The organism is Streptomyces sp. NPDC028907 (genome assembly GCF_055564995.1).
In genome coordinates this window covers 365034-383553 of the sequence record NZ_JBVHVE010000009.1, presented here as the reverse complement: position 1 = coordinate 383553, position 18520 = coordinate 365034, and the positions used below count along the sequence as shown (strand labels likewise).

The following is an 18520-nucleotide window of genomic DNA, read 5'->3' as shown; positions in this document are numbered from 1 at the left end:
AACCGGGCGGCGGGGAAACGCCTTTCACGCTCACAGCGCCCGGCGCCGTACGAGGATCCCGAGCACGACCAGTCCGGGAACCAGCGGCAGCCACACCGTGAGCAGCCGGTAGCCGAGCACGGCGGAGGCGGCCGCCGTGGCCGGTGCGCCGGCCGTGGTGAGCGCGAAGGCGAGGACGGCGTCGAGGGATCCGAGGCCTCCCGGGGTGGGCAGCAGGGCGGCCACGGTGCTCGCGGCGATGTAGAGCAGAGCGACCCGGGCCGGCGGGAGGGGCAGGACGACCGCCCGGGTCACCGCGATCAGCACGGCGCAGTGCAGCGTCACGTAGGCCAGCGATCCGCCCCATAGGGCGGCGGCCCGCGCCGGTCGCGCGTGGAGGGCTCCGACATACGCCCGAACGGCCACCAGGGCCCGTCGGCACCAGACCCGCGGCGGGCCGGCCACCAGCACGAGCGCGCCGACGGTCAGCGCGCACGAGGCGAGCAGGAATCCCCCGCCGATGCGCGGGACGTGCAGGATGCCCGGGCAGGCGGCGAAGAGTACGACGATCAGGGCGCCGCGCACGAGCGCGCCGACCGTGCCCTTGACCACGACCGCGGTGGCCGCGTCGGCGACCGGTATGCCGCAGCGTATGAGGAAGCGCAGGCTGACCGCGCCGGCGCCGAGACCGGCGGGCAGCACGTGGTTGGCGGCGGAGCCGGCGAACTGCCCGGCCACGAGCCGGACGGGCGGCAGCCGGCGGGGCACCGCGCCCTGTTGGGCGAGCGCCGAGCAGGGCCAGGTGGCGAGCGTGGCCAGCGCGGCCGCGAGCAGCCAGCCCCGGTCGGCGACGGCGAGCCGCACCGCGCCGGTCTCCAGCACCGGCCAGTGCCGCCGGGCCAGGCAGACCACGGCTGTCAGGACGACGAGGGTGAGCGCGCCATGCCAGTACGCCCGTCGGCGCTGGGGTCCGTCGAGGAGGTGCTCCGACGTCATTCCGGTCCGCCCGCGCCCGGCGCCGGGGCGATGCGGACCTCTAGGCCGTCGAGGCGGTGGAGTTGCCAGTCGCGGGCGTACCGGGGCGGTGTGCCGCCGGGGTCGGTGAGGGCGCCGACCGGAATCGTGCGGGCGGTGCGCAGGATGTCAGCCTTGGTGGTGTTGGCGTTGTGGCCGCTGACCGCGCCGGAGTCGCAGCCGGTGTAGTAGCCGACGGGGATGGCCTCGTGCCCGGTGAGCAGGCAGGGCGGGCGCACGCCGAGGCGGTGGAGTGCGGCGGCGGAGCGCGACCAGGCCTCGCGGTTGGCGGTGGTGCGGTCCACTGTGCGGTCCAGGACGACGTACTGCACGGCGAGGTGTCCGGCCAGGCCGAGCGCGATCACGGCGGCCGGCACCGGGCGCCAGCGGCCGTTCGGCCTGGTGGCCAGGTGGAGCAGCGCGTCCGCGACGGGGATGGCGAGGAGTGCGTAGGCGGGCAGGAGGAAGCGGGGCGCCGCGTATCCGATCATGAACAGGTACGGGAAGGCGGCCGTGGCGGCGCAGGCCAGGGTGACCAGGGTGCGGGTGGTGCGGCCGGCCAGGACCGCGACCGCCAGTCCGTAGACGGCGAGCAGCGGGAGCACGAACCACCAGGCGTATACGACCGGGGGCGGCATCTCCCCGTCGCAGGGCCGGCACAGGGTGCTGCCGACCAGGCTGCGCAGTTGGTCGTCGACGGCGAAGTTCCAGCCCAGGTCGCCCTGGATACGGGAAGCCTGGTTCAGCCGCTCACGCAGTCCGCCGTAGCTGACGAACGCCTCGATCACCCACTGGACGCCACCGGCCACCAGGCCCGCCGCGAGGGCGCCCCCGAGCCGCCGGTGCCGTCCCGCCACCGCGAGCACGAGCAGCGGCAGCGCCACCCAGACGGCGTCGGTGGGCCGCATCCAGGCCATCAGCGCGGCCCCCGCCAGGACACCCCACAGGGCCCGTCGGTCGAAGCGGTCCCTGCGAGCCCGCAGGGAGCAGGCGACGCAGATCAGGGCGCCGAAGGCGACCCAGAGGTTGGGCATGGCCTGCGGGCCGTAGAAGAGGGTCACCCACAGGGTGGCGAAGAGGGCTGCCGCGCCGGCCAGGACGCGGGGCGGGAACAGTCCGCGCCAGGCGCGCAGGGCCAGGTACAGGCCGAGTCCGGACAGGACGGCGAGATAGACGCGCAGCAGCGGCGTGGAGGACGACCAGGAGGCGACGGGCCACACCAGCAGCGGGACGCCACGCGCGCGTGGTGCGCTGAAGAACGCGGCCGGAGCGTCGCCGCCGACCTGGCTGACGTACACCACCTCGTCCCAGCCGAGGCCGATGGAAGGCCTCACGAGCAGGAGTTGGGCGAGCGTGAAGGCGCCGGCCACCGCCGCGAGCAGGCCGTGGCCGCGCGCCTGCCACGACCGGCCGGACAGGAACGTCTCGTCGCGCCGGCCCATGCTCACGATCATGGGCTTCGTGCCGTGCGCCATCGTCCGCCCCTCTGGGAACCCAAGAAAGCGATGAAAAGATTGAAAACACGGACAAGCTAACCCGCATGGGACAGGCGTGCAGTGTGATGTTCGGCCAGGTGCCTGACCGAGGGGTGACACACTCTGCGGGTGGCCCTGACCTTCGACGATCTCCTCGCCCGCGCCCGGTCCCTCCCCCGCGACGGCCGTCGTGCCGTCCTCGGTGTCGCCGGCAGCCCCGGCGCGGGAAAGACGACGCTCGCGGAGCGTCTCGTGCGGGAACTGAACGGTTCCGGGGACCCGTGGGTCGCGCATGTGCCGATGGACGGCTTCCATCTCGCCGACGTCGAGTTGGACCGGCTCGGACGCCGGGACCGCAAGGGCGCGCCGGACACCTTCGACGCGGCGGGGTACGCGGCACTGCTGCGGCGTCTGCGTGAGAAGGCCGACGGCGACATCGTGTACGCGCCCGGCTTCGAGCGGGTGCTGGAGCAGCCGATCGCCGGTGCCGTCCCGGTGGAGCCGGCCGCCCGGCTGGTGGTGACCGAGGGGAACTATCTGCTGCTGGACACGGGGCCGTGGGCCCGGGTGCGGCCGCAGCTGGACGAGGTGTGGTTCTGCGAGGCCGACGAGCAGGAGCGGGTCCGGCGGCTGATCGCCCGTCACGAGGAGTTCGGCAAGCCGCACGACCAGGCGGTGGCCTGGGTGCTGGGCTCCGACCAGCGCAACGCGGAACTGGTCGCCGCGACCCGGGACCGGGCCGACCTTGTGGTGCCGGCCTCCGCCCTGCCCGTCCCGCAGAAGCCGCCGGCCGCTCGCGCGGGAACATGGCCGGACAGGGCTGGTGAAGAGCGGCGAGGCCGAGCAGCGGAGGTGGGAGCCGCTCGGCCTCGCCGTGGTGAGCCGTGAGCGCCTATGACGCCTTGAGCGTGAGCTCCGGCTCCCCGTGTGCGTCGCCCGCCGCCTCGCCGAGCACGGCGGTAAAGGCCTCGGTGCGGACCTTCAGCCGCGGACCGTCGTGTTCGACGGTCAGTGCGCCGAACGGCCCGGAATCTCCGTAGCGTACGGCGAAGACGTGCAGGTCCTCCGGGCCGCCGGGGGCCGGTTCGGCTTCCAGGGCAGTCGAGCCGACCAGGTGCCGCCAGCCCTCGTCGGGGTTGCCGTAGCCGCGCGGGTCGGCCGCCAGGGCGAAGGCCGCCTCCTCCTGGGTCCGATGCGCGCGGGCGTCGAAGTGGTCCACGGCGTCCGACTCGGGGTGCGTCAGCCGCAGTGCGCCGGCCGAGGTGACGTCACCGTCCGCCGTCCTGCGCACGCGGTCGCCGTCGTCGGCGGCGTACGGCAGCCCGGCGAGCAGGTACGGCGTGCCGGGGAGCCGTTCCACGGCGACGGTCAGCCACAGACGCGTGCCGTCGGTGACGTACAGGGACCGCACATGGCGCAGGACGTGGTCGCGGCCGACGACCGGCTTGGTGACGAGCTTGGCCGTGAGGCCGTCGGCGCGGACGTCCCGGACGCGGACCTCGCCCATCGGGCGGCAGAACAGGAAGCCGTCCGCCACCGGGCCGAAGCCGTGCTGCCGGTTCACCGCCGCCGCGAGGTAGTACGTGCCGGCCGCCTCGACCAGCGACGGGGTCATACGGTCGTCGAAGGCCACCGAGACCGTGCCCGCGCGCAGTTGGTGGCGGGCCGGGAGCGGCGACGGGCTCCGGTGCCAGCGCGTCGTGTCCTGGATCTGCCAGACCAGCATCCACGCGAAGTGACCGTCGACTGCGCCGTCCGCCTTGACCGCGTGCCGGCCCCATCGGGTGTCGCCCCGGTAGCGGCCGAGGTCGCAGCGGACGCGCCGGCTGAAGTAGCGCAGGCCCAGGACCGACTCGAAGCCGCTGTGCTGTTCGCTGTAGCGCGAGCCGCCGTTGTCGAAGCCGCCGCCGGTGAGGCGGGCGTCGATGTAGCGGGCGAGCGCGTCGCCGTCCTCGGCGAAGATCCGCTCGCCGCTGACCCGGTGCGCCTGGGCGAGGAAGGACAGGGAGATGGGGCCGTAGTTGTTGTCGTAGGCGCCGCCGTGCTCGGGCGGCAGCAGCGCGCCCCGGTCCGCGACGCGGTGGGCGCGGATCTTGTCGGCGTACAGGGCGAGGGCCCACGCCCGCACCTGCTCGCCCTTGCCCGGCGGGAGGTGGCGGGCCAGCATCAGCCCGCCGACGACGCAGCCGATGGCCTGGTTCCCGGCCTCCTGCGGATTGAAGAAGGTCGCCTCGGTCAGCCAGCGCCAGTAGCCGTGCGCCACGTCGAGCAGTTCGGCGCGCTGCTCGCCCTCGACGAGCCCCTCCGCCAGGTCCAGGACGTTGACGGCCTGCAGGAGCGCCCACACCGTGCTCGGCCAGTCGCCGATGGGGTGGGCGCCGGAGGCGAGGGTGTAGCGGGCGTACGGCAGGGCCGAGTGGCGGGCCTTCAGGTTCGGGTAGCCGGGGTTGTCCTCGGTGTAGACCCGCTCGCGCAGATGGAAGGCGAGGCTGCGGCGCACCGCCTCCGGCAGGCGCGGGTCCCGGCCGCGCTGCCAGGCGAGGGCGAGGAGTGAGGTGATGCCGAGGGACGTGTCGCCGATGTCGTCGACGCAGTCCGGATGCTCCAGGTTGCCCTCCGGCGTGAGCCGGGCCAGGGCCTGCTCGACGACGTCGGCGAGGACGGCGTCGTACGCCTCCGGGGTGTCGGGGAGGTCGTGCAGGGCGCCGAGCTGGCGAGGGAGATGCACGGGTTCAGCCCTTCGTGCCTGAGATGGCGACGGTCAGTGTGTGCGGGCCGAGTCCACCGATGTAGACGCGGTTCCCGGTCGTCGCGTCGGTGCCGCCCACCACGGTGTAGTCCTGCCCCGGGTCGTACCGCAGTACCTCGCTCCGGTCGGGCCCGGCGAGCGGTTCGCCCGCCTGCACGTCGGTCTCGATCCGGATCTCGTCGTCGCCGACGCGGTAGGTCATCGGCCCGGTCGTCAGGCACCAGCGTCCGTCGCCGAGCGGTACGGCGCCCTGCGGCTCGCCGCCCGGCCGGAAGGTCAGTTCGAGGGCCCACGGCACCGGCGGGCCGCTGATGTCGATCCGCAGGTCGGCTCCGTCCTCCCGCAGGTCGACCTCGACTCGGGTCGTGTGAAGGACCTCGTCCTGAGGGCGGTCCGGGAAGGCCATCGCCGCGGAGAAGCGGCCCTCGTCCACCAGGCGGTAGGCGCCGTCGTCGCGCCTGTGGTCCTTCGGGAGCGGCTGGTAGTAGGCGGTTGTGAGGCTCTGGGTGAGCCGGTACCGGTGGTCGGCGAGCCGTTCCATGTCGGCGGCGCGGAACGGGCCCAGGTCGAAGAAGCCGCGCGAGAGGCGGACCGCGTCGAGGACGGCGGCGCCGGCGAACAGGCGCAGGAAGGTGGGGTTGCAGGCGAGACCCGAGCGGATGCGCCGGTGCTCGGGCACGTCGGAGCCGCCGTACACCACGGTGTGCGCGGTGGCCGAGGCGTGGTGCGCGAGGCGTGCGGTGCTGAGGTACCGCTCGCGCGGGAGCTTCTCCGCGTTCGGGGACGGCAGTTCGCGGCTCAGGTCCGGGGTGAGGAGGGTCTGGGCGAGCAGGTCGGGGTCGTCGATGCCGCCGACGGCCGCCAGCCGTGCCGCCCGGGCGAAGTCGCCCCGGCCGGTGCGGATCGCGAGGAGCCGGTAGTGCGGCAGGTAGGGCCACAGGGCGAACGCGAGCTTCTGGTCCTGCCGTCGCGAGTGGAGGGTCTCCACCGTGCCGTCCGGTCTGATCAGGTCCAGCGTGGTGGCGAGGTTGCGTTCGACGGCGGCCGACAGGTCGGGCCGGCCGAGCGCCTCCGCCAGCAGGAGCAGCGCCGGGTTGGTCACGATGGACGCGTAGACGGCGCTGCGTTCCGAGTACAGGCCGTCCGTGTCGATGTCGACGCCCTCGGCGAGCCACTCCTCGACGCGGTCGAGGAGTCGGTCGTCGGGGAAGGACCGGTGCAGCCGGGCGAGGGCCGCGCTCAGCTCCCAGCGGTGGTTCGGGGTGTGCACGCCGCCGGTCAGGAGACTGGCGGTGGCGGCGCCAGCGATCTCGGCGAGCCCGGCCGTCACCTCGGCCAGTTCCGCTCCCGCGGCGGCGGCGAGGACGTACGCGTCGCACACGTCGTTGACGGTGAACGCGGAGTCCGGCGGTGACTGGACGTTGTCGCCGCCCGCGAAGAGGCCCGAGGGCGTCTGCACGGCCCGCAGGGCGCGCAGGTGGGTCATCGCGGCGGCGACCGCCTGTGCGCTGCCGTGCAATGCCGAGTCCGGGGAACGGTACGCCGCGATCAGGGTTTTCACCCGGCGGGCCAGCACACGGTGTGGCAGGCCGGTGGGTTCCGCGTCCGGGTCGGCCGCGAGCGGGGCGGCCGACCGGTCGGCGGCGAGCGCCGCCGCGCGGACGAACTCGTGGTCGAGCGGGGTGGGCAAGATCAGTCCTTCAGTCCGGCGTTGATGTCGGCGTTCATGACGTAACGCTGGAACACCAGGAAGACGACGATCAGCGGGATCATGGAGATGACCGATCCGCCGAGCAGCACCGACCAGTTGATGTTCTGCGCCCCGACGAGGCTCTGGATGCCGATCTGCACGGTGAACTTCTCGGGGTCGTTCAGCATCAGCAGCGGCCAGATGTAGTCGTTCCACCGCCACTGGAACGACAGGATGGCGAGCGTCAGCATGATGGGCCGGGAGATCGGCACCATGATCCGCAGGAAGATGGACAGCTCACGCGCCCCGTCGATGCGGGCGGCCTCGATGAGCTCGTCCGGAACCGTCAGGAAGAACTGGCGGAACATGAAGCAGCCGGTCGCGGTGAGCACGGCCGGGAGGATGATGCCGGCGAGCGAGTTGTAGAGGCCGAGGTCGCGGACCACCAGGAACTGCGGGGCGAGCATGACCTCGGACGGCAGCATCGTGGTGGCCAGGATGCCGACGAAGAAGACCTTGAGCCATTTGTTGTCGTACTTGGCCAGCGCGTACCCCGTGCAGCAGCTGACTCCCACCGTGAGGATCGTCGCGATCACACACACGATGGTGGTGTTGATGAAGTACTGGGAGAAGTTGGCGCTCTCCCACGCCGCCTTGTAACCCGACACGGTGGGGTTGTGCGGGAACAGCGTCAGCGGAAGGGAGAACAGGTCTCCCGCCGGTTTGAAGGAGCTGAGGACGAACCACAGCACCGGCACTCCGTAGAGGGCCGCCAGGACCCACAGCAGTGTCGTCGCGGGCACCGCGCGCCGGAGCCCTCCACTGGCCGCGCCGCTGGGCCGCTTCTTGCGGGCAGCCCGTCCCGGCCCGGCGTCGACCTTGCGTGGCATGTCTGTGGTTGTCATCGGTTCTCCACCCGCCGGTTGACCATCATCTGGACGATCGCGACGGCCATCAGGATGAGCATGAGCACGAACGACGCGGCGCTCGCGTAGCCGATCTGGCCCGTTTTGAAGCCGGTCTGGTAGATGTACTGGACAAGCAGGTTGTTCGAGGTTCCGGGTCCGCCGTTGTTGAGGGAGGCGAACAGCGGATACTCCTTCATCGCGTGGATCGTGTTGAGCAGGATGACGATGAAGGAAGTCGGCGCGATGCTCGGCAGTGTGATGCTGATGAACTGGCGCCACGGACCGGCGCCGTCGAGCGCGGCCGCCTCGTAGTACGACTGCGGTACGTTCTTGATCGCCGCGATGAACAGCAGCATCGAGAAGCCCGTCCAGGCCCAGGATGCCGCCACCACGACCACCAGCAGCGACAGGTCCGCGTTCGACTGCCACGGAACGGCACTGCCGCCGACCTTCTCGATGAGGTAGTTGACCAGGCCGAAGTTCTCACCGAACAGCCACCGCCACAGGACGCCCACGACGATGGGCGACAGAAGCCACGGGATGAAGAAGAAGACGCGGGCGACCGACACGCCCTTGGCGTGCTTGCTCACCAGCACATTGGCGATGAGCAGCGAGAACACGAAGTTCAGCGGAACGAAGAGCACGGTGTACAGCAGCGTGCGGGTCAGCGCGTCGAAGAAGGTGGAGTCCCCGAACAGGTTGCTGTAGTTGTCCAGTCCGACGAACTGGAACGCCCCCACACCCGTGTAGTTCGTGAAGGAGTAGACGAGCCCGATCACCGCCGGCCAGACGAAGAACAGCGCGAAGAGCACGACGTTGGCCGCGATGAGGACGAGCGGCGCAAGGGTGTACTTACTGCGTCTCCTGGGCGGGCTCACGGACACGTCCGAGGCGCGTTTGGTCATCTTCCTGACTCCGTGCTGGTGGAATGGGTTCCTGTGGGCTCAGGCCGTGAGCCCGGCATGCCGTGGGCCCGAGGCCGGGCGGCGGGGTCGGGACACCGCCGCCCGGGCCTGTGGGCCTACGCTCAGCCGCCGACCTGCTGGTTGTAGCCGGCCACGATGTTCTCCAGGGCCTTGTCGGCCGACTGCTGGCCGTTGATCGCCTTGCCGAGCTCCGTCTTGGTCGGGTCCTCGGTGAGGCTCTTGCCCTTCAGCACCCAGTTCGTCTGCGCGGTGTTGAAGTAGCCGGAGATCGGGGCGTAGAGCGGGATCGACTCGTTGTACAGCTTGAACGCCGCCTGCGCCGCCTCGGAGGTGAAGGGGTACTTCGGGTTCAGCCCGCTCTCGACCGGCAGGAACCCGGACGTCTCACACAGCTCCTGGTAGTGGGCCGGCTCGTACAGCCAGGTCAGGAACTTCGTCGCGGCGGTGGCCGCGTCGGCGTTGTTGTTGAAGCCGACCGTCATGCCGCCGCTGTTGACGTCGCTGGCCTGCACGGGCTGGGCGGGAGTCGGGACGCTCGCCCACTCGAACTTCTTGATGCTCTCCGCGAAGGCGGGAACCTGCCACACGCCGGACCAGTAGGCGACCACGTCGCCGCTCTGGAACATGGCCGACGGGTCGGCGCCGCTGGTCCACACCGACTTCGGCATGGTCTTGTCGTCGTTCCATCCGACGAAGGTGTTCACGGCCTTCTTGGTCGCCGCGTCCACCGAGAACTTGCCGGAGTCGTCGGCGTGGACGTACTTGCCGCCCATCTCGTACACCATGGCGCGCAGCCGGGACGGCGACTGGTCGAAGGTCAGGGAGTACTTGGCGTCGGTCTTCTCCCGGACCTCGTTCGCGGCCTTGATGAAGTCGGTCCAGGTCCAGGTCTTCTGGGGCGAGGTCGGGAAGGAGACGCCGGCCTTCTCGAAGAGCGACTTGTTGATGAACAGGCCGGACGCGGTGACGTCCGAGGGGATGGCCAGCACCTTCCCGGACGAGTCCTTGGCGACGAAGTTGGCGTTGATCTTGTTGCTCTTGTTGTTGGCGATGTCGCTGAGGTCGATCAGCTTGTTCGACCAGATCGGGTCCAGCGCCGGCACGGCGGCCACGTCGGGCAGGGAGTTCGCCTGCGCGGCGTTGTGCAGCTTCGTCGTGTAGCCGTCATAGGGGATGTTGACGAGCTTGAGGTTGACGCCGGTTTCCTTCTTGTACTGCGCCACCATCTTCTTCCAGCCCGCGTCCTGCCCCGGAACCGTGGAGATCCAGAACGTCAGCGACTTGGAGGTCCCGCCGGAGTCGGATCCCGACCCGCAGGCCGAGAGCAGCAGGGCACCTGCCGTGGCCACGGCAGCGAGGGGGACCAGGCGGCCTATGCCGCCGCGGCCGAGTCGGCGGGAGCGCCGCACACCCACAGTGGTCATCTTCGATCCCTTTTCGTCGTAGGGGACGGAGCACGGCGCCGACCGAGGCGGCACTGGTGCATTTTGCAGGAAAGTTCGCTTTCCGGGGGCGCGGCCTCGCCCGGCCGCGTCATCCACGCGGGGCGAGATCCCCGGCCGTCCAGGCCGTCACCGCACGGGCACGCCCTCGTGCGGTTGCCGTACGTCGAGTACGGGCGGGACGCTCGCCCCAAGCCGGCGTCCCGGCCGACTTAGAAAGCGCTTGTCCGGACATTGGCAGACCGGGTCCGAAACCGTCAATCCTTCATCCGCGCCGCCTCGGTCACGTTTTGGACTCCTCTGGCGACCGCGAGCCGTGCCGCGCCCACGACGGTGCCGAGATCACCGACCTGGCTGCTGACCACCTCGGTGGGCCAGCTCAGCCGCTCCAGCTCGGCCCGCACACCGGGCAGGAGCTGCGGAAACGCGCCGGTGCTGCCGCCCAGGACGAGCAGCCCGGGGTCCAGTACGGCGGTCACGGCGGCGGCCAGCCGGCCCACGTCCACGGCGTGCCGGTCGACGATCGCACGGGCCGCGGCGCTGCCCTCGCCGGCCAGAGAGAACAACCGTTCGGCGGTACGGGGGCAGGAACCGTCGGATGCCGGCCAGGCCTCGGCGGCCCGGCGCAGCAGGGAGCGGGCGCCGATGTACTCCTCCAGGGCCTCGTGGCGGGGCTCCAGGTCGTCGTCCCAGGGGTAGGGCAGCCGGGCGAGCTCTCCGGCCGCCCCGTTGGCCCCGGCCAGCACCTGGCCCCCCACGACGATGCCGAGACCGATACCGACGCCGATCCGCAGGTAGCCGAAGGTGTGCCGGCCACGTGCCGCGCCCTCGTGCAGTTCGGCGAGCGCGGCGCAGTTGACGTTGTTCTCGAGGTGGACCGGCACCCCGGGCGGCAGCGCCACGGTCACCGCGTCGAAGACGGGTCCGGCCTTGGCGGTCGCCGGGCGCATACCCTCCTCGGCCCGGGCGGTGACATCACCGACGGCCACGACGATGCTGCGGAGCGGAGCGTCGGCGGGCAGCGCACGGAGCGCGTCGCGCACCACGTCGGCCGCCTCGGCCCGGGGTCCGGTGGCCTCGGCGAGCAGGGTGCCGTCCAGGCCGCAGCCGCGGACCCGGGTGAGCGCGGGGCCGAGGTCGACGGCGAGTACGGCACCGGCGGCCGGGCCGAGCCGGTAGACGGCCGCGTTGCGGCCCGTGCCGCTGGAGGCGGTGCCGGAGTGGGCGGCCAGTCGGACGCCCTCCAGTTCGGCGACGGCGGCGGAGACCGTCGGTTTGGACAGCCGCGCAAGGCTGGCGAGCTGCGGCCGGGTCGCGGTGCCGGCCTGGGCCAGCACCACGAATACGTGCCTCGCGCTCTCGGTCAGACGGGGGGCTCTTACCACGTCGTTCTCCACAGTTCCCCCAGGTGACAGGCTGCTCTCCCGGGCCGATCGGCTCGGCGGGAGGCGGCGATGGGTTGCCCTGGCGGCGCGCGTTCTCACCCCGGGGCGAGGGTCCCGGAAGCCGACTGCGCGACGCCTATTGACAGGCACTGTACTTCGTTAGTTAACTTCCTAACGAACGTCACGGTACTCGCCTGCCGTGGTCCGTCCAGAGGCCCGTCCCGGGGCTTCCCTAGCTTTTGAACTGTCTTGCCCTCCGGCACGGTTCGCCCGCCGTCGCAGCACACACAGCGCACCGACGAAAGAGAATCCGTGCAGGTCACCCCTTTGTCCGGCCCGCTGATGGTCGGCATCGACGTCGGCGGCACCAAGACACATCTCCGCGCCCGTGCGGGGGACGTCCTGGTCGCCGATCACGTCCGCCCGAGCAGCGGCTGGCGGCCGCACGATCCGGTGGCCGCCGCAGGCTGGCTGGCCACACTGGTCGCCGGCGCCCTGCCCGCGGGTGTGCGGCCGTCCGCCCTTGCCGTGGGCGGGCACGCGTGCGAGACGCCTCGCCAGTGCACACAGATCCGCACCGCGCTCCAACTCCACTTCGACGCCCCCGCATTGGTGGTCGGTGACGCCGAGCTGCTCGTCCCCGCCGCCGGGTTGGACAAGGGGGTCGGCCTGGTCGCCGGTACGGGGTCCGTGGCGGTCGGCCGGCTGGCCGACGGCACGCCCGTCCAGGTCGGCGGATGGGGCGCGGTCCTCGGCGACGAGGGCGGCTCGGCCGGTCTCGTCCGCGAGGCGGCGCGGGCCGTCTGGGCGGCGCACGACCTCGGCGAGGAGCCCGACGCACTGGCGCGCGGGCTCCTCGACGCGTTCGGTGTCACCGAAGTGCCCGGGCTGGGTGCGGCGTTGGAGGGGGCCCAGAGCGCCTCGGCGGAGTGGGGCCGGCACGCGCCGGTGGTGTTCGCGGCCGCCACGGCCGGTTCGCCGCTCGCCCGTGCCGTGATCGACGAGGGCGGCCGGTCGCTGGCCGCGCTGGTCGGACAACTCGCCTCGCGCGGGGTCGCCGTGGACGACGTCGTCGTCGCCGGCAGCACCATTCTCGCCCAGCCCGTCCTGTACGAGGCGTTCGTCTCCGCGCTGGCCGACAGGGTGCCGGGGGCCCGGCCGCAGCACCTCCGGGTGCCGCCGGTCGACGGCGCCTTGGCGCTCGCTCGTTCACTTGTGTGACACCTGCCCGACTCCGGACGATCCCGAGTCCGACACAACTCGCCCGTAGATCTTCGCTCGTAAGACTCGATCCCCCGCACCTCCTGCACCGCGGGTGCGTCTCCTGGGCGTCTCGTGCGCCAGACGGTCGAGTCGATCATTTCGATCTCCTTTCCGGCCGTACGGCCGAAGAACTCGAGAGAGGCCCATATGCCGTCATCCGCCGGCCACGCCACCCCGTCCCTTGACCGAAGGCGCTTTCTGACGGCCTCCGTCGGCGGCGGGGCGGCACTGGTGGCCGTTCCCGCCCTCGCCGGTTGGCTGCCCGCCGCGGACGCCAAGGCGGCCGTGCACCCCGCCGCGTTCGTCGATGACTACAAGACGAACGTCGTGGCGAACCAGACACCCGAGACCAACGCGGTCGTCCGGATCCTCGGCGGCTTCGCGAAGGTGTGGAAGACGGGTGGCGCCTGGAACACCGGCACGCCGCTCGCCCCCGAGGTGCTGCGCGCCAACATGCGCTACTGCGCCCGGATCACCGCCATGCGCACGGACGCTCAGGCGAAGGAATCGTTCATCGTCGACCGTCAGCACCAGAGCTACTCGGTGATCGCCGGGCTGGGTCCGCTGACCGACCTGTACAAGTCGGGCGCCAAGGCGGTCACCTCGATCACCAGCGCGCCGGACGGGACCCCTGCCGGGAAGATCAGCGACGCCCTGCCGGCCAACGCGCCCGCGGGTTCCGCGATCGGCGCCGGGTCGTACGACTCCGACCTCGGCCAGGTGGCCAGGCTGGTCGACACCGTGCGTGGCCCGTTCGCCTCCGGCAACCCGGCCAAGTTCGCCTTCCAGTACCCGCGTCCATGGCGGATGAACGAGGACAGCGAGGTCGTCGACACCGGCGAGAAGGACGAGTTCGGCTTTCCCGTCTACGACTCCAAGGTGGCCGTCGCCCCGCAGCTGCTGCGCCAGCGCAGCGAGAACGCTGCCGAGGACGGCGGCTTCCCCAGCGGCCACACCAACGCCCTGCACCTGGCGGCCCTGGCGTACGCCTACGCCGTACCGGAGCGCTTCCAGGAGATGGTGACCCGCGCCTTCGAGCTCAGCCACACCCGCATCGTTTCGGGCATGCACTCCACGGTCGACGTCCTCGGCGGCCGCATCATGGCCACCGCCCTGGCCGCCGCCGCGCTCGCCGACCCGGCCAACGCGGACCTCAAGGCCGCCGCACGGGCGCAGGCGCTCGCGTACTTCACGGAGCGGACCGGCACGACGGCCGACACGCTGTACGCCTACGCCCACTCGGCCGACGCCGACAGCGACCCGTACGCCGACCGCGACGCCAACGCCCGCACCGTCAAGCCCAAGCTGACCTATGTGCTGACCCGGCGCGGCCGTGACGAGTCCCTGACCGTGCCGAAGGGCGCCGAGGTGCTGCTGGAGACGCGCCAGCCGTACCTGAGCGCGGCCCAGCGCCGTGAGGTGCTGCGCACGACCGCGCTGCCCGCCGGGTACGTCCTGCTGGACGGCTTCGAGCAGTGGGGGCGGCTCGACCTGTTCACGGCGGCGGACGGCTACGGCGCCTTCGACTCCGACGTGACCGTCACGCTCGACGCGGCGGCCGGCGGCTTCGGCGCGGCAGACATCTGGCGCAACGACATCCGCGGCGAGGGCGGCCTGACCAAGCGCGGTACCGGCGCGCTCACGCTGACCGGGCACAACCGGTACCACGGTGGCACGGTCGTCGAGGCGGGCACGCTGGTCGCCGGGTCCGCCAACGCTCTCGGGCAGGGTGACGTGCGGGTCAAGGGCGGCGTGCTCCGCGCGGACAAGGTGCTGCGGGTGCGCGGCTCCTACGTCCAGGAGGGCGGGGCGATCCTGGAGTTGCCGCTGCGCAAGAACCACGGTCCGGCGCTGGAGGTGTCGAGCCGGGTGGTGCTGGGCCGGGGCAGTGTGCTGTCGCTGCGCCTCGACACCGAGCGGCCGCCGGTCGCGGGGACGATCCTTCCCGTCATCGAGGCGCAGCGGCTGCGGGGTCAGTTCGACCGGATCGAGCTGAACTCGGACAAGCTGCGAGCCGTACCCGTCTACACGGCAGACGGTCTGTCGGTACGACTCCTGAGGCGGTAACGCCGTCCCCGGCGGGGGGCTGGTGCAGAGTAGGCCCATGGGCCGGCTCCGGATCAGCTCCCGCCGCCGCGGGGCCGACGGCGCCGCGGAGCGGATGATGGCGCTCGAACGGCACTCGGCCACGACACCTGAACGGTTGTCAGCCCCGGCACCACCTGCGCTTGCGGACGCATCCGACGCGCCGCCGGCGCAACGCAGGCGCTTTGCACCGCCCTCGGCATCGCCCCGGAGGCGCTGGCTGGTCCCGCTCCTCGCGGTCGTGCTGCTGGGCCAGATGGCCGTCGCGATGGTGACGACCGCCGTGCAGCAGACTCCGACGATCGACGAACCCGTGTACGTCGGGGCGGCTGCCGAGTATCTGTACGAGCACCGTCTGGTCCACAACCCCGAGCATCCGCCGCTGGGCAAGCTGGTCATCGGGGCCGGCGTGGTGCTGTCCGATCCGCAGGTCGATCGCGCCTTCACCGGCGATCAGGGCCGCTTGGGCCGGCATCTGCTGTACGAGTCCGGGAACGACCCGTGGCGGCTGATGCTGTTCGCGCGGGTCCCGGTGATCGTCCTGACCCTGTTGTTCGGGTTGATCGTGTTCGCCTTCGCTCGTGAACTAACCGGTCCCGTGGGCGGGTTGGCGGCGCTCGGCCTGTACGCCTTCTCCCCCGACGTCATCGCCCATGGCTCGCTGGCCACTTTGGACGTTCCGGCGGCCGGGTTCGTGCTGGCGTCGGTCTGGCTGCTGTGGCGGGCCCGTCACCGGCCGCGGTGGCACGTACCGCTCGCCGGGGTGGCGCTCGGCGCGGCCCTGGCGACGAAGATGAGCGCGTTGGCGGTGGTCCCCGTGGTGGCGGCCCTGGCGGGCTGGTCGGTGTGGTGTGCGAGGGCGTCCGCCGGGCCCTCGGAGTCCTCCGAGCCCTCCGAGCCCCGCCGCAGGACTCTCGCACGGGCGGTCGCGGGCGCCTGCGTCGTCGTGTTGGTCGCCGTCGGCGTCGTATGGGCCACGTATCTGGTGGTCGATCCACGGCTGCGGTGGGCGCCGCAGCAGCATGTGCCGGTCGTGCACGGGCTGCGGGGACTCGGGGTGGACCTGCTGCCGTTGCCGGAGGCGTACCGGGACGGGATGCGGATCCAGTTCGGCTTCGAGAACCACCCGTGGCAGGGCTTCCTGTTCGGCCGGCTCTACACGGGCTCTGTCTGGTACTACCTGCCGGCCGCGCTGCTGGTGAAGACACCTCTCGGCATGCTCGTCCTGTGGGCGGCGGGTGCGGTGGCGCTGGTGGCCGTGCGGCGGCTGCGGCCGGCGGCGCCCTATCTGCTGGTGCCGACCGCGGTGCTGCTCGCCTCGGCCATGCTCGGCTCGCGGGACTTCGGCACGCGGTACGCCGTCTTCGTGCCGATGTTCCTGGCAGTGGCCGCGGGGTGTGTGGTCGCGGTTCGGTGGCGGTGGGCTCCGGTCGCGGTGGGGGCACTGGTGCTGTTCGTCGCGGTCAGTTCGCTGCGAACGTATCCCTACTACCTGCCGTACTCCAACGAGGCGTTCGGCGGTCCGGCGAAGACGCGGCTGCGGCTGCACGACTCGAACGTGGACTGGGGCCAGGACCTGGGCCGGCTCGCGGACCGGCTGCGCGAGCGGTATCCGGGCGAGCGGGTGTGGCTCGTCTACAAGGGCAGCGGTGTGCCGTCCTTCTACGGACTCCGCGCGGCCGATCCGCGCAGGGCGCCCGCGCGTGAAGTGCGCGGACTGCTCGTCGTGTCGGACTCCGCGGCGGCCAAAGCGACCGGCCGCCTGGCCGAATTGATCGACAGCAGTCGTCCGATCGATACGGTCGGGCATTCGATCACCATCTATCGGCGGTGAGCGCACCGTTCGCAACTCTCGCACCAACCCTGGTCACCACGGTGTGTGAGCTATGTTGAAGCACTGTGGAAGACAAAGGAGGCGCCCTGCCATCGCCGCAGCAGGCGCGCGCGCAGGCATCCGCGATCACTTCGGGCAAAACCGCTCCGGAAGTGGAGGCATCCCCGACTTCCCAGCTCAGGACGCTCTTCGACCAGCCCCGTCTGTCCCCCGGACAGCGGCGTATCGCGCAGTACCTGATCGAGCACATCACCGAAGCGGCGTTCCTTTCGATCACTGATCTCGCGGAGCGGGTCGGTGTCAGCCAGCCCTCGGTGACGCGTTTCGCCGGGGCGGTGGGCTTCAGCGGTTACCCGGCGCTACGGGAGAAGCTCCAGGCGATCGCCCTGGGCAGCCTTGCCGGGGGCCCCGCGGCTGCGGAGGAGAACGGCGCCAACGAGCTCCAGTCCGCCGTGGACGCCGAGATCGAGAACCTGGAGAACCTGCGGCGCGACTTCGCCGACCCCGACCAGGTGATCGACATCGGCCGCAAACTGTCGCGGTCGACCCCGCTGACCATCCTCGGGCTGCGTATCTCGGCCTCCCTCGCCGAGTACTTCGCCTACGCTGCGCGCCGGATCCACCCCGATGTGCGGCTGGTGACCCGCGGCGGCAGCGTCGCCTACGACGCACTGCTCCAGTCGCGCGAGGCCGGCGGCACCTGGGTGCTGGCGTTCTCCATGCCGCGGCACGCGCAGGAGACCCTGACCGCCGTACGGGTCGCGCGCAGCGCCGGTCTGAAGGTCGCCCTGGTCACCGACCTGGCGCTCGGGCCGGTGGCCGACACCGCCGACGTCGTCTTCGCCACCGGCACCGGGTCCCGGCTGGTCTTCGACTCCTACGCCGCGCCCGGCGTGATGGCCGCCGCGCTGCTCCAGGCCATGACCGACGCCGACCCGGAGCGCACCCAGGCGCGGCTCGAGGACTACGAGCACATCTCCGACCAGCACCAGTTCTTCCTCCGGGACTGACCCCGCCGGAACCGGCCGCCGAACCGCCACAGGACGGTGCCTTTCCATTCAAATCACGCATGAATGTTTTCATGCGCCTTGAAAAGCAGACGGCATATATAAATACTTCACACGCACCATCCGCCCGCCGAAAGCAGCCGGTCCGCTCATGCGCACCTCACCCCATCCGTCGTGCACATGTCGGCTGCCCCGGCGGGCTCCTCAACGAACAGCGGTTGCCGCCGTCTCCTACCCGCGTCGGCGCTCGCGCTGTTCGGTCGGGCATCGCCTGCGCGAGCGCCCGTGGCGGCGGCCCCGGTCATCCCCTAGGCCGGGGCCGCCCCGACTCCGTCGGACACCCCAGACGACGCCGCACACCCGGAAGCGATGACCATGACCCTGACGACGACGCGCATCAGCCCGGACTGGCCGTGCCAGGTCAAGACCCCCGGCTCCTACGACTGGGAACGTTCGGCGGCCAAGTGGCTGCGTGAGCTGGTGCCGGCCCGCTACGCCAGCTATCCGGCACTGATCCGTCATCCCGTGCTGCTCGCCCGCCATGCGCAGATCCAGGTCCAGAACGAGATCCGGGTCGCACGCACCGCACTTCAGACCGCGAGGGCCGACCTGCCGGCCCTCGGTATGCCGGAGTCGGTCATCGAGCTCACCATCAAGATGTACGCGGCGGAGGTCATGCAGTTGCAGCACATCGCCCGCAGTGTGCGCGCGGTGTCCCAGGCGCTGGTCGACCGGCGCTGACCGGTCGCCACCGGCCGTTATC

General features: G+C 71.4%; 13 protein-coding genes and 1 pseudogene. 6 read left to right on the top strand and 8 right to left on the bottom strand.

Annotated features, from left to right (window positions below; all coding sequences use genetic code 11):
- Positions 1–30: 30 nt before the first annotated feature.
- Together ACZ4UU_RS28225 and ACZ4UU_RS28220 are read right to left on the bottom strand one after the other, a co-directional pair.
- Complete coding sequence (locus ACZ4UU_RS28225) at positions 31–975, bottom strand: lysylphosphatidylglycerol synthase transmembrane domain-containing protein (RefSeq protein ID WP_471906156.1); 945 nt, start codon at positions 973–975, stop codon at positions 31–33.
- Positions 972–2468, bottom strand: coding sequence for a hypothetical protein (locus ACZ4UU_RS28220; protein WP_471906155.1), 1497 nt, complete (start codon positions 2466–2468; stop codon positions 972–974). Before ACZ4UU_RS28220 ends, ACZ4UU_RS28225 begins: the two co-directional genes overlap by 4 nt.
- Positions 2469–2597: 129 nt before the next feature.
- On the opposite strand from ACZ4UU_RS28220, the gene ACZ4UU_RS28215 reads away from it, so the two are divergent.
- A complete protein-coding gene (locus tag ACZ4UU_RS28215) occupies positions 2598–3356 on the top strand; it encodes a nucleoside/nucleotide kinase family protein (RefSeq protein ID WP_471906154.1) in 759 nt (252 codons plus the stop codon).
- A 4-nt stretch (positions 3357–3360) separates the two neighbouring features.
- Here the strand turns inward: ACZ4UU_RS28215 and ACZ4UU_RS28210 are convergent, their stop codons facing one another.
- The 6 genes and pseudogenes from ACZ4UU_RS28210 to ACZ4UU_RS28185 form a co-directional block, all read right to left on the bottom strand.
- A complete protein-coding gene (locus ACZ4UU_RS28210) occupies positions 3361–5196 on the bottom strand; it encodes a hypothetical protein (RefSeq protein WP_471906189.1) in 1836 nt (611 codons plus the stop codon).
- Positions 5194–6907 (bottom strand): annotated as a pseudogene (locus ACZ4UU_RS28205) (hypothetical protein); the annotation flags it as partial. The pseudogene ACZ4UU_RS28205 and the gene ACZ4UU_RS28210, both read right to left, overlap by 3 nt.
- Before the next feature lie 2 nt (positions 6908–6909).
- Positions 6910–7812, bottom strand: a complete 903-nt coding sequence (locus ACZ4UU_RS28200; RefSeq protein WP_471906153.1) for a carbohydrate ABC transporter permease — start codon at positions 7810–7812, stop codon at positions 6910–6912.
- Complete coding sequence (locus tag ACZ4UU_RS28195) at positions 7809–8720, bottom strand: carbohydrate ABC transporter permease (protein WP_471906152.1); 912 nt, start codon at positions 8718–8720, stop codon at positions 7809–7811. Before ACZ4UU_RS28195 ends, ACZ4UU_RS28200 begins: the two co-directional genes overlap by 4 nt.
- A gap of 122 nt (positions 8721–8842) precedes the next feature.
- Entirely contained in the window at positions 8843–10165 is a 1323-nt protein-coding gene (locus ACZ4UU_RS28190) for an extracellular solute-binding protein (protein ID WP_471906151.1), read from the bottom strand.
- Between the two features lie 275 nt (positions 10166–10440).
- On the bottom strand, positions 10441–11568 hold the full coding sequence (locus tag ACZ4UU_RS28185) for an ROK family protein (protein ID WP_471906150.1): 1128 nt from the start codon (positions 11566–11568) through the stop codon (positions 10441–10443).
- A 342-nt stretch (positions 11569–11910) separates the two neighbouring features.
- Between ACZ4UU_RS28185 and ACZ4UU_RS28180 the strand changes: the two genes are divergently transcribed.
- From ACZ4UU_RS28180 to ACZ4UU_RS28160, 5 genes are all read left to right on the top strand, one after another.
- On the top strand, positions 11911–12789 hold the full coding sequence (locus tag ACZ4UU_RS28180) for an N-acetylglucosamine kinase (protein WP_471906188.1): 879 nt from the start codon (positions 11911–11913) through the stop codon (positions 12787–12789).
- 189 nt (positions 12790–12978) lie between these two features.
- Positions 12979–14898, top strand: a complete 1920-nt coding sequence (locus ACZ4UU_RS28175; RefSeq protein ID WP_471906149.1) for a phosphatase PAP2 family protein — start codon at positions 12979–12981, stop codon at positions 14896–14898.
- A 94-nt stretch (positions 14899–14992) separates the two neighbouring features.
- Complete coding sequence (locus ACZ4UU_RS28170; RefSeq protein WP_471906187.1) at positions 14993–16750, top strand: ArnT family glycosyltransferase; 1758 nt, start codon at positions 14993–14995, stop codon at positions 16748–16750.
- An 86-nt stretch (positions 16751–16836) separates the two neighbouring features.
- Entirely contained in the window at positions 16837–17760 is a 924-nt protein-coding gene (locus ACZ4UU_RS28165; protein ID WP_471906186.1) for a MurR/RpiR family transcriptional regulator, read from the top strand.
- A 366-nt stretch (positions 17761–18126) separates the two neighbouring features.
- Positions 18127–18498 carry a hypothetical protein gene (locus ACZ4UU_RS28160; RefSeq protein ID WP_062720457.1) on the top strand — a complete coding sequence of 124 codons (372 nt, stop codon included), beginning with the start codon at positions 18127–18129 and terminating at the stop codon, positions 18496–18498.
- Positions 18499–18520: the final 22 nt, after the last annotated feature.

Coding starts and splice junctions, on each gene's coding strand:
- ACZ4UU_RS28225 (WP_471906156.1), bottom strand. CDS start 975: ATGACGTCGGAGCACCTCCTCGACGGACCCCAGCGCCGACGGGCGTAC.
- ACZ4UU_RS28220 (WP_471906155.1), bottom strand. CDS start 2,468: ATGGCGCACGGCACGAAGCCCATGATCGTGAGCATGGGCCGGCGCGAC.
- ACZ4UU_RS28200 (WP_471906153.1), bottom strand. CDS start 7,812: ATGACAACCACAGACATGCCACGCAAGGTCGACGCCGGGCCGGGACGG.
- ACZ4UU_RS28195 (WP_471906152.1), bottom strand. CDS start 8,720: ATGACCAAACGCGCCTCGGACGTGTCCGTGAGCCCGCCCAGGAGACGC.
- ACZ4UU_RS28190 (WP_471906151.1), bottom strand. CDS start 10,165: ATGACCACTGTGGGTGTGCGGCGCTCCCGCCGACTCGGCCGCGGCGGC.
- ACZ4UU_RS28180 (WP_471906188.1), top strand. CDS start 11,911: ATGGTCGGCATCGACGTCGGCGGCACCAAGACACATCTCCGCGCCCGT.
- ACZ4UU_RS28175 (WP_471906149.1), top strand. CDS start 12,979: ATGCCGTCATCCGCCGGCCACGCCACCCCGTCCCTTGACCGAAGGCGC.
- ACZ4UU_RS28170 (WP_471906187.1), top strand. CDS start 14,993: ATGATGGCGCTCGAACGGCACTCGGCCACGACACCTGAACGGTTGTCA.
- ACZ4UU_RS28160 (WP_062720457.1), top strand. CDS start 18,127: ATGACCATGACCCTGACGACGACGCGCATCAGCCCGGACTGGCCGTGC.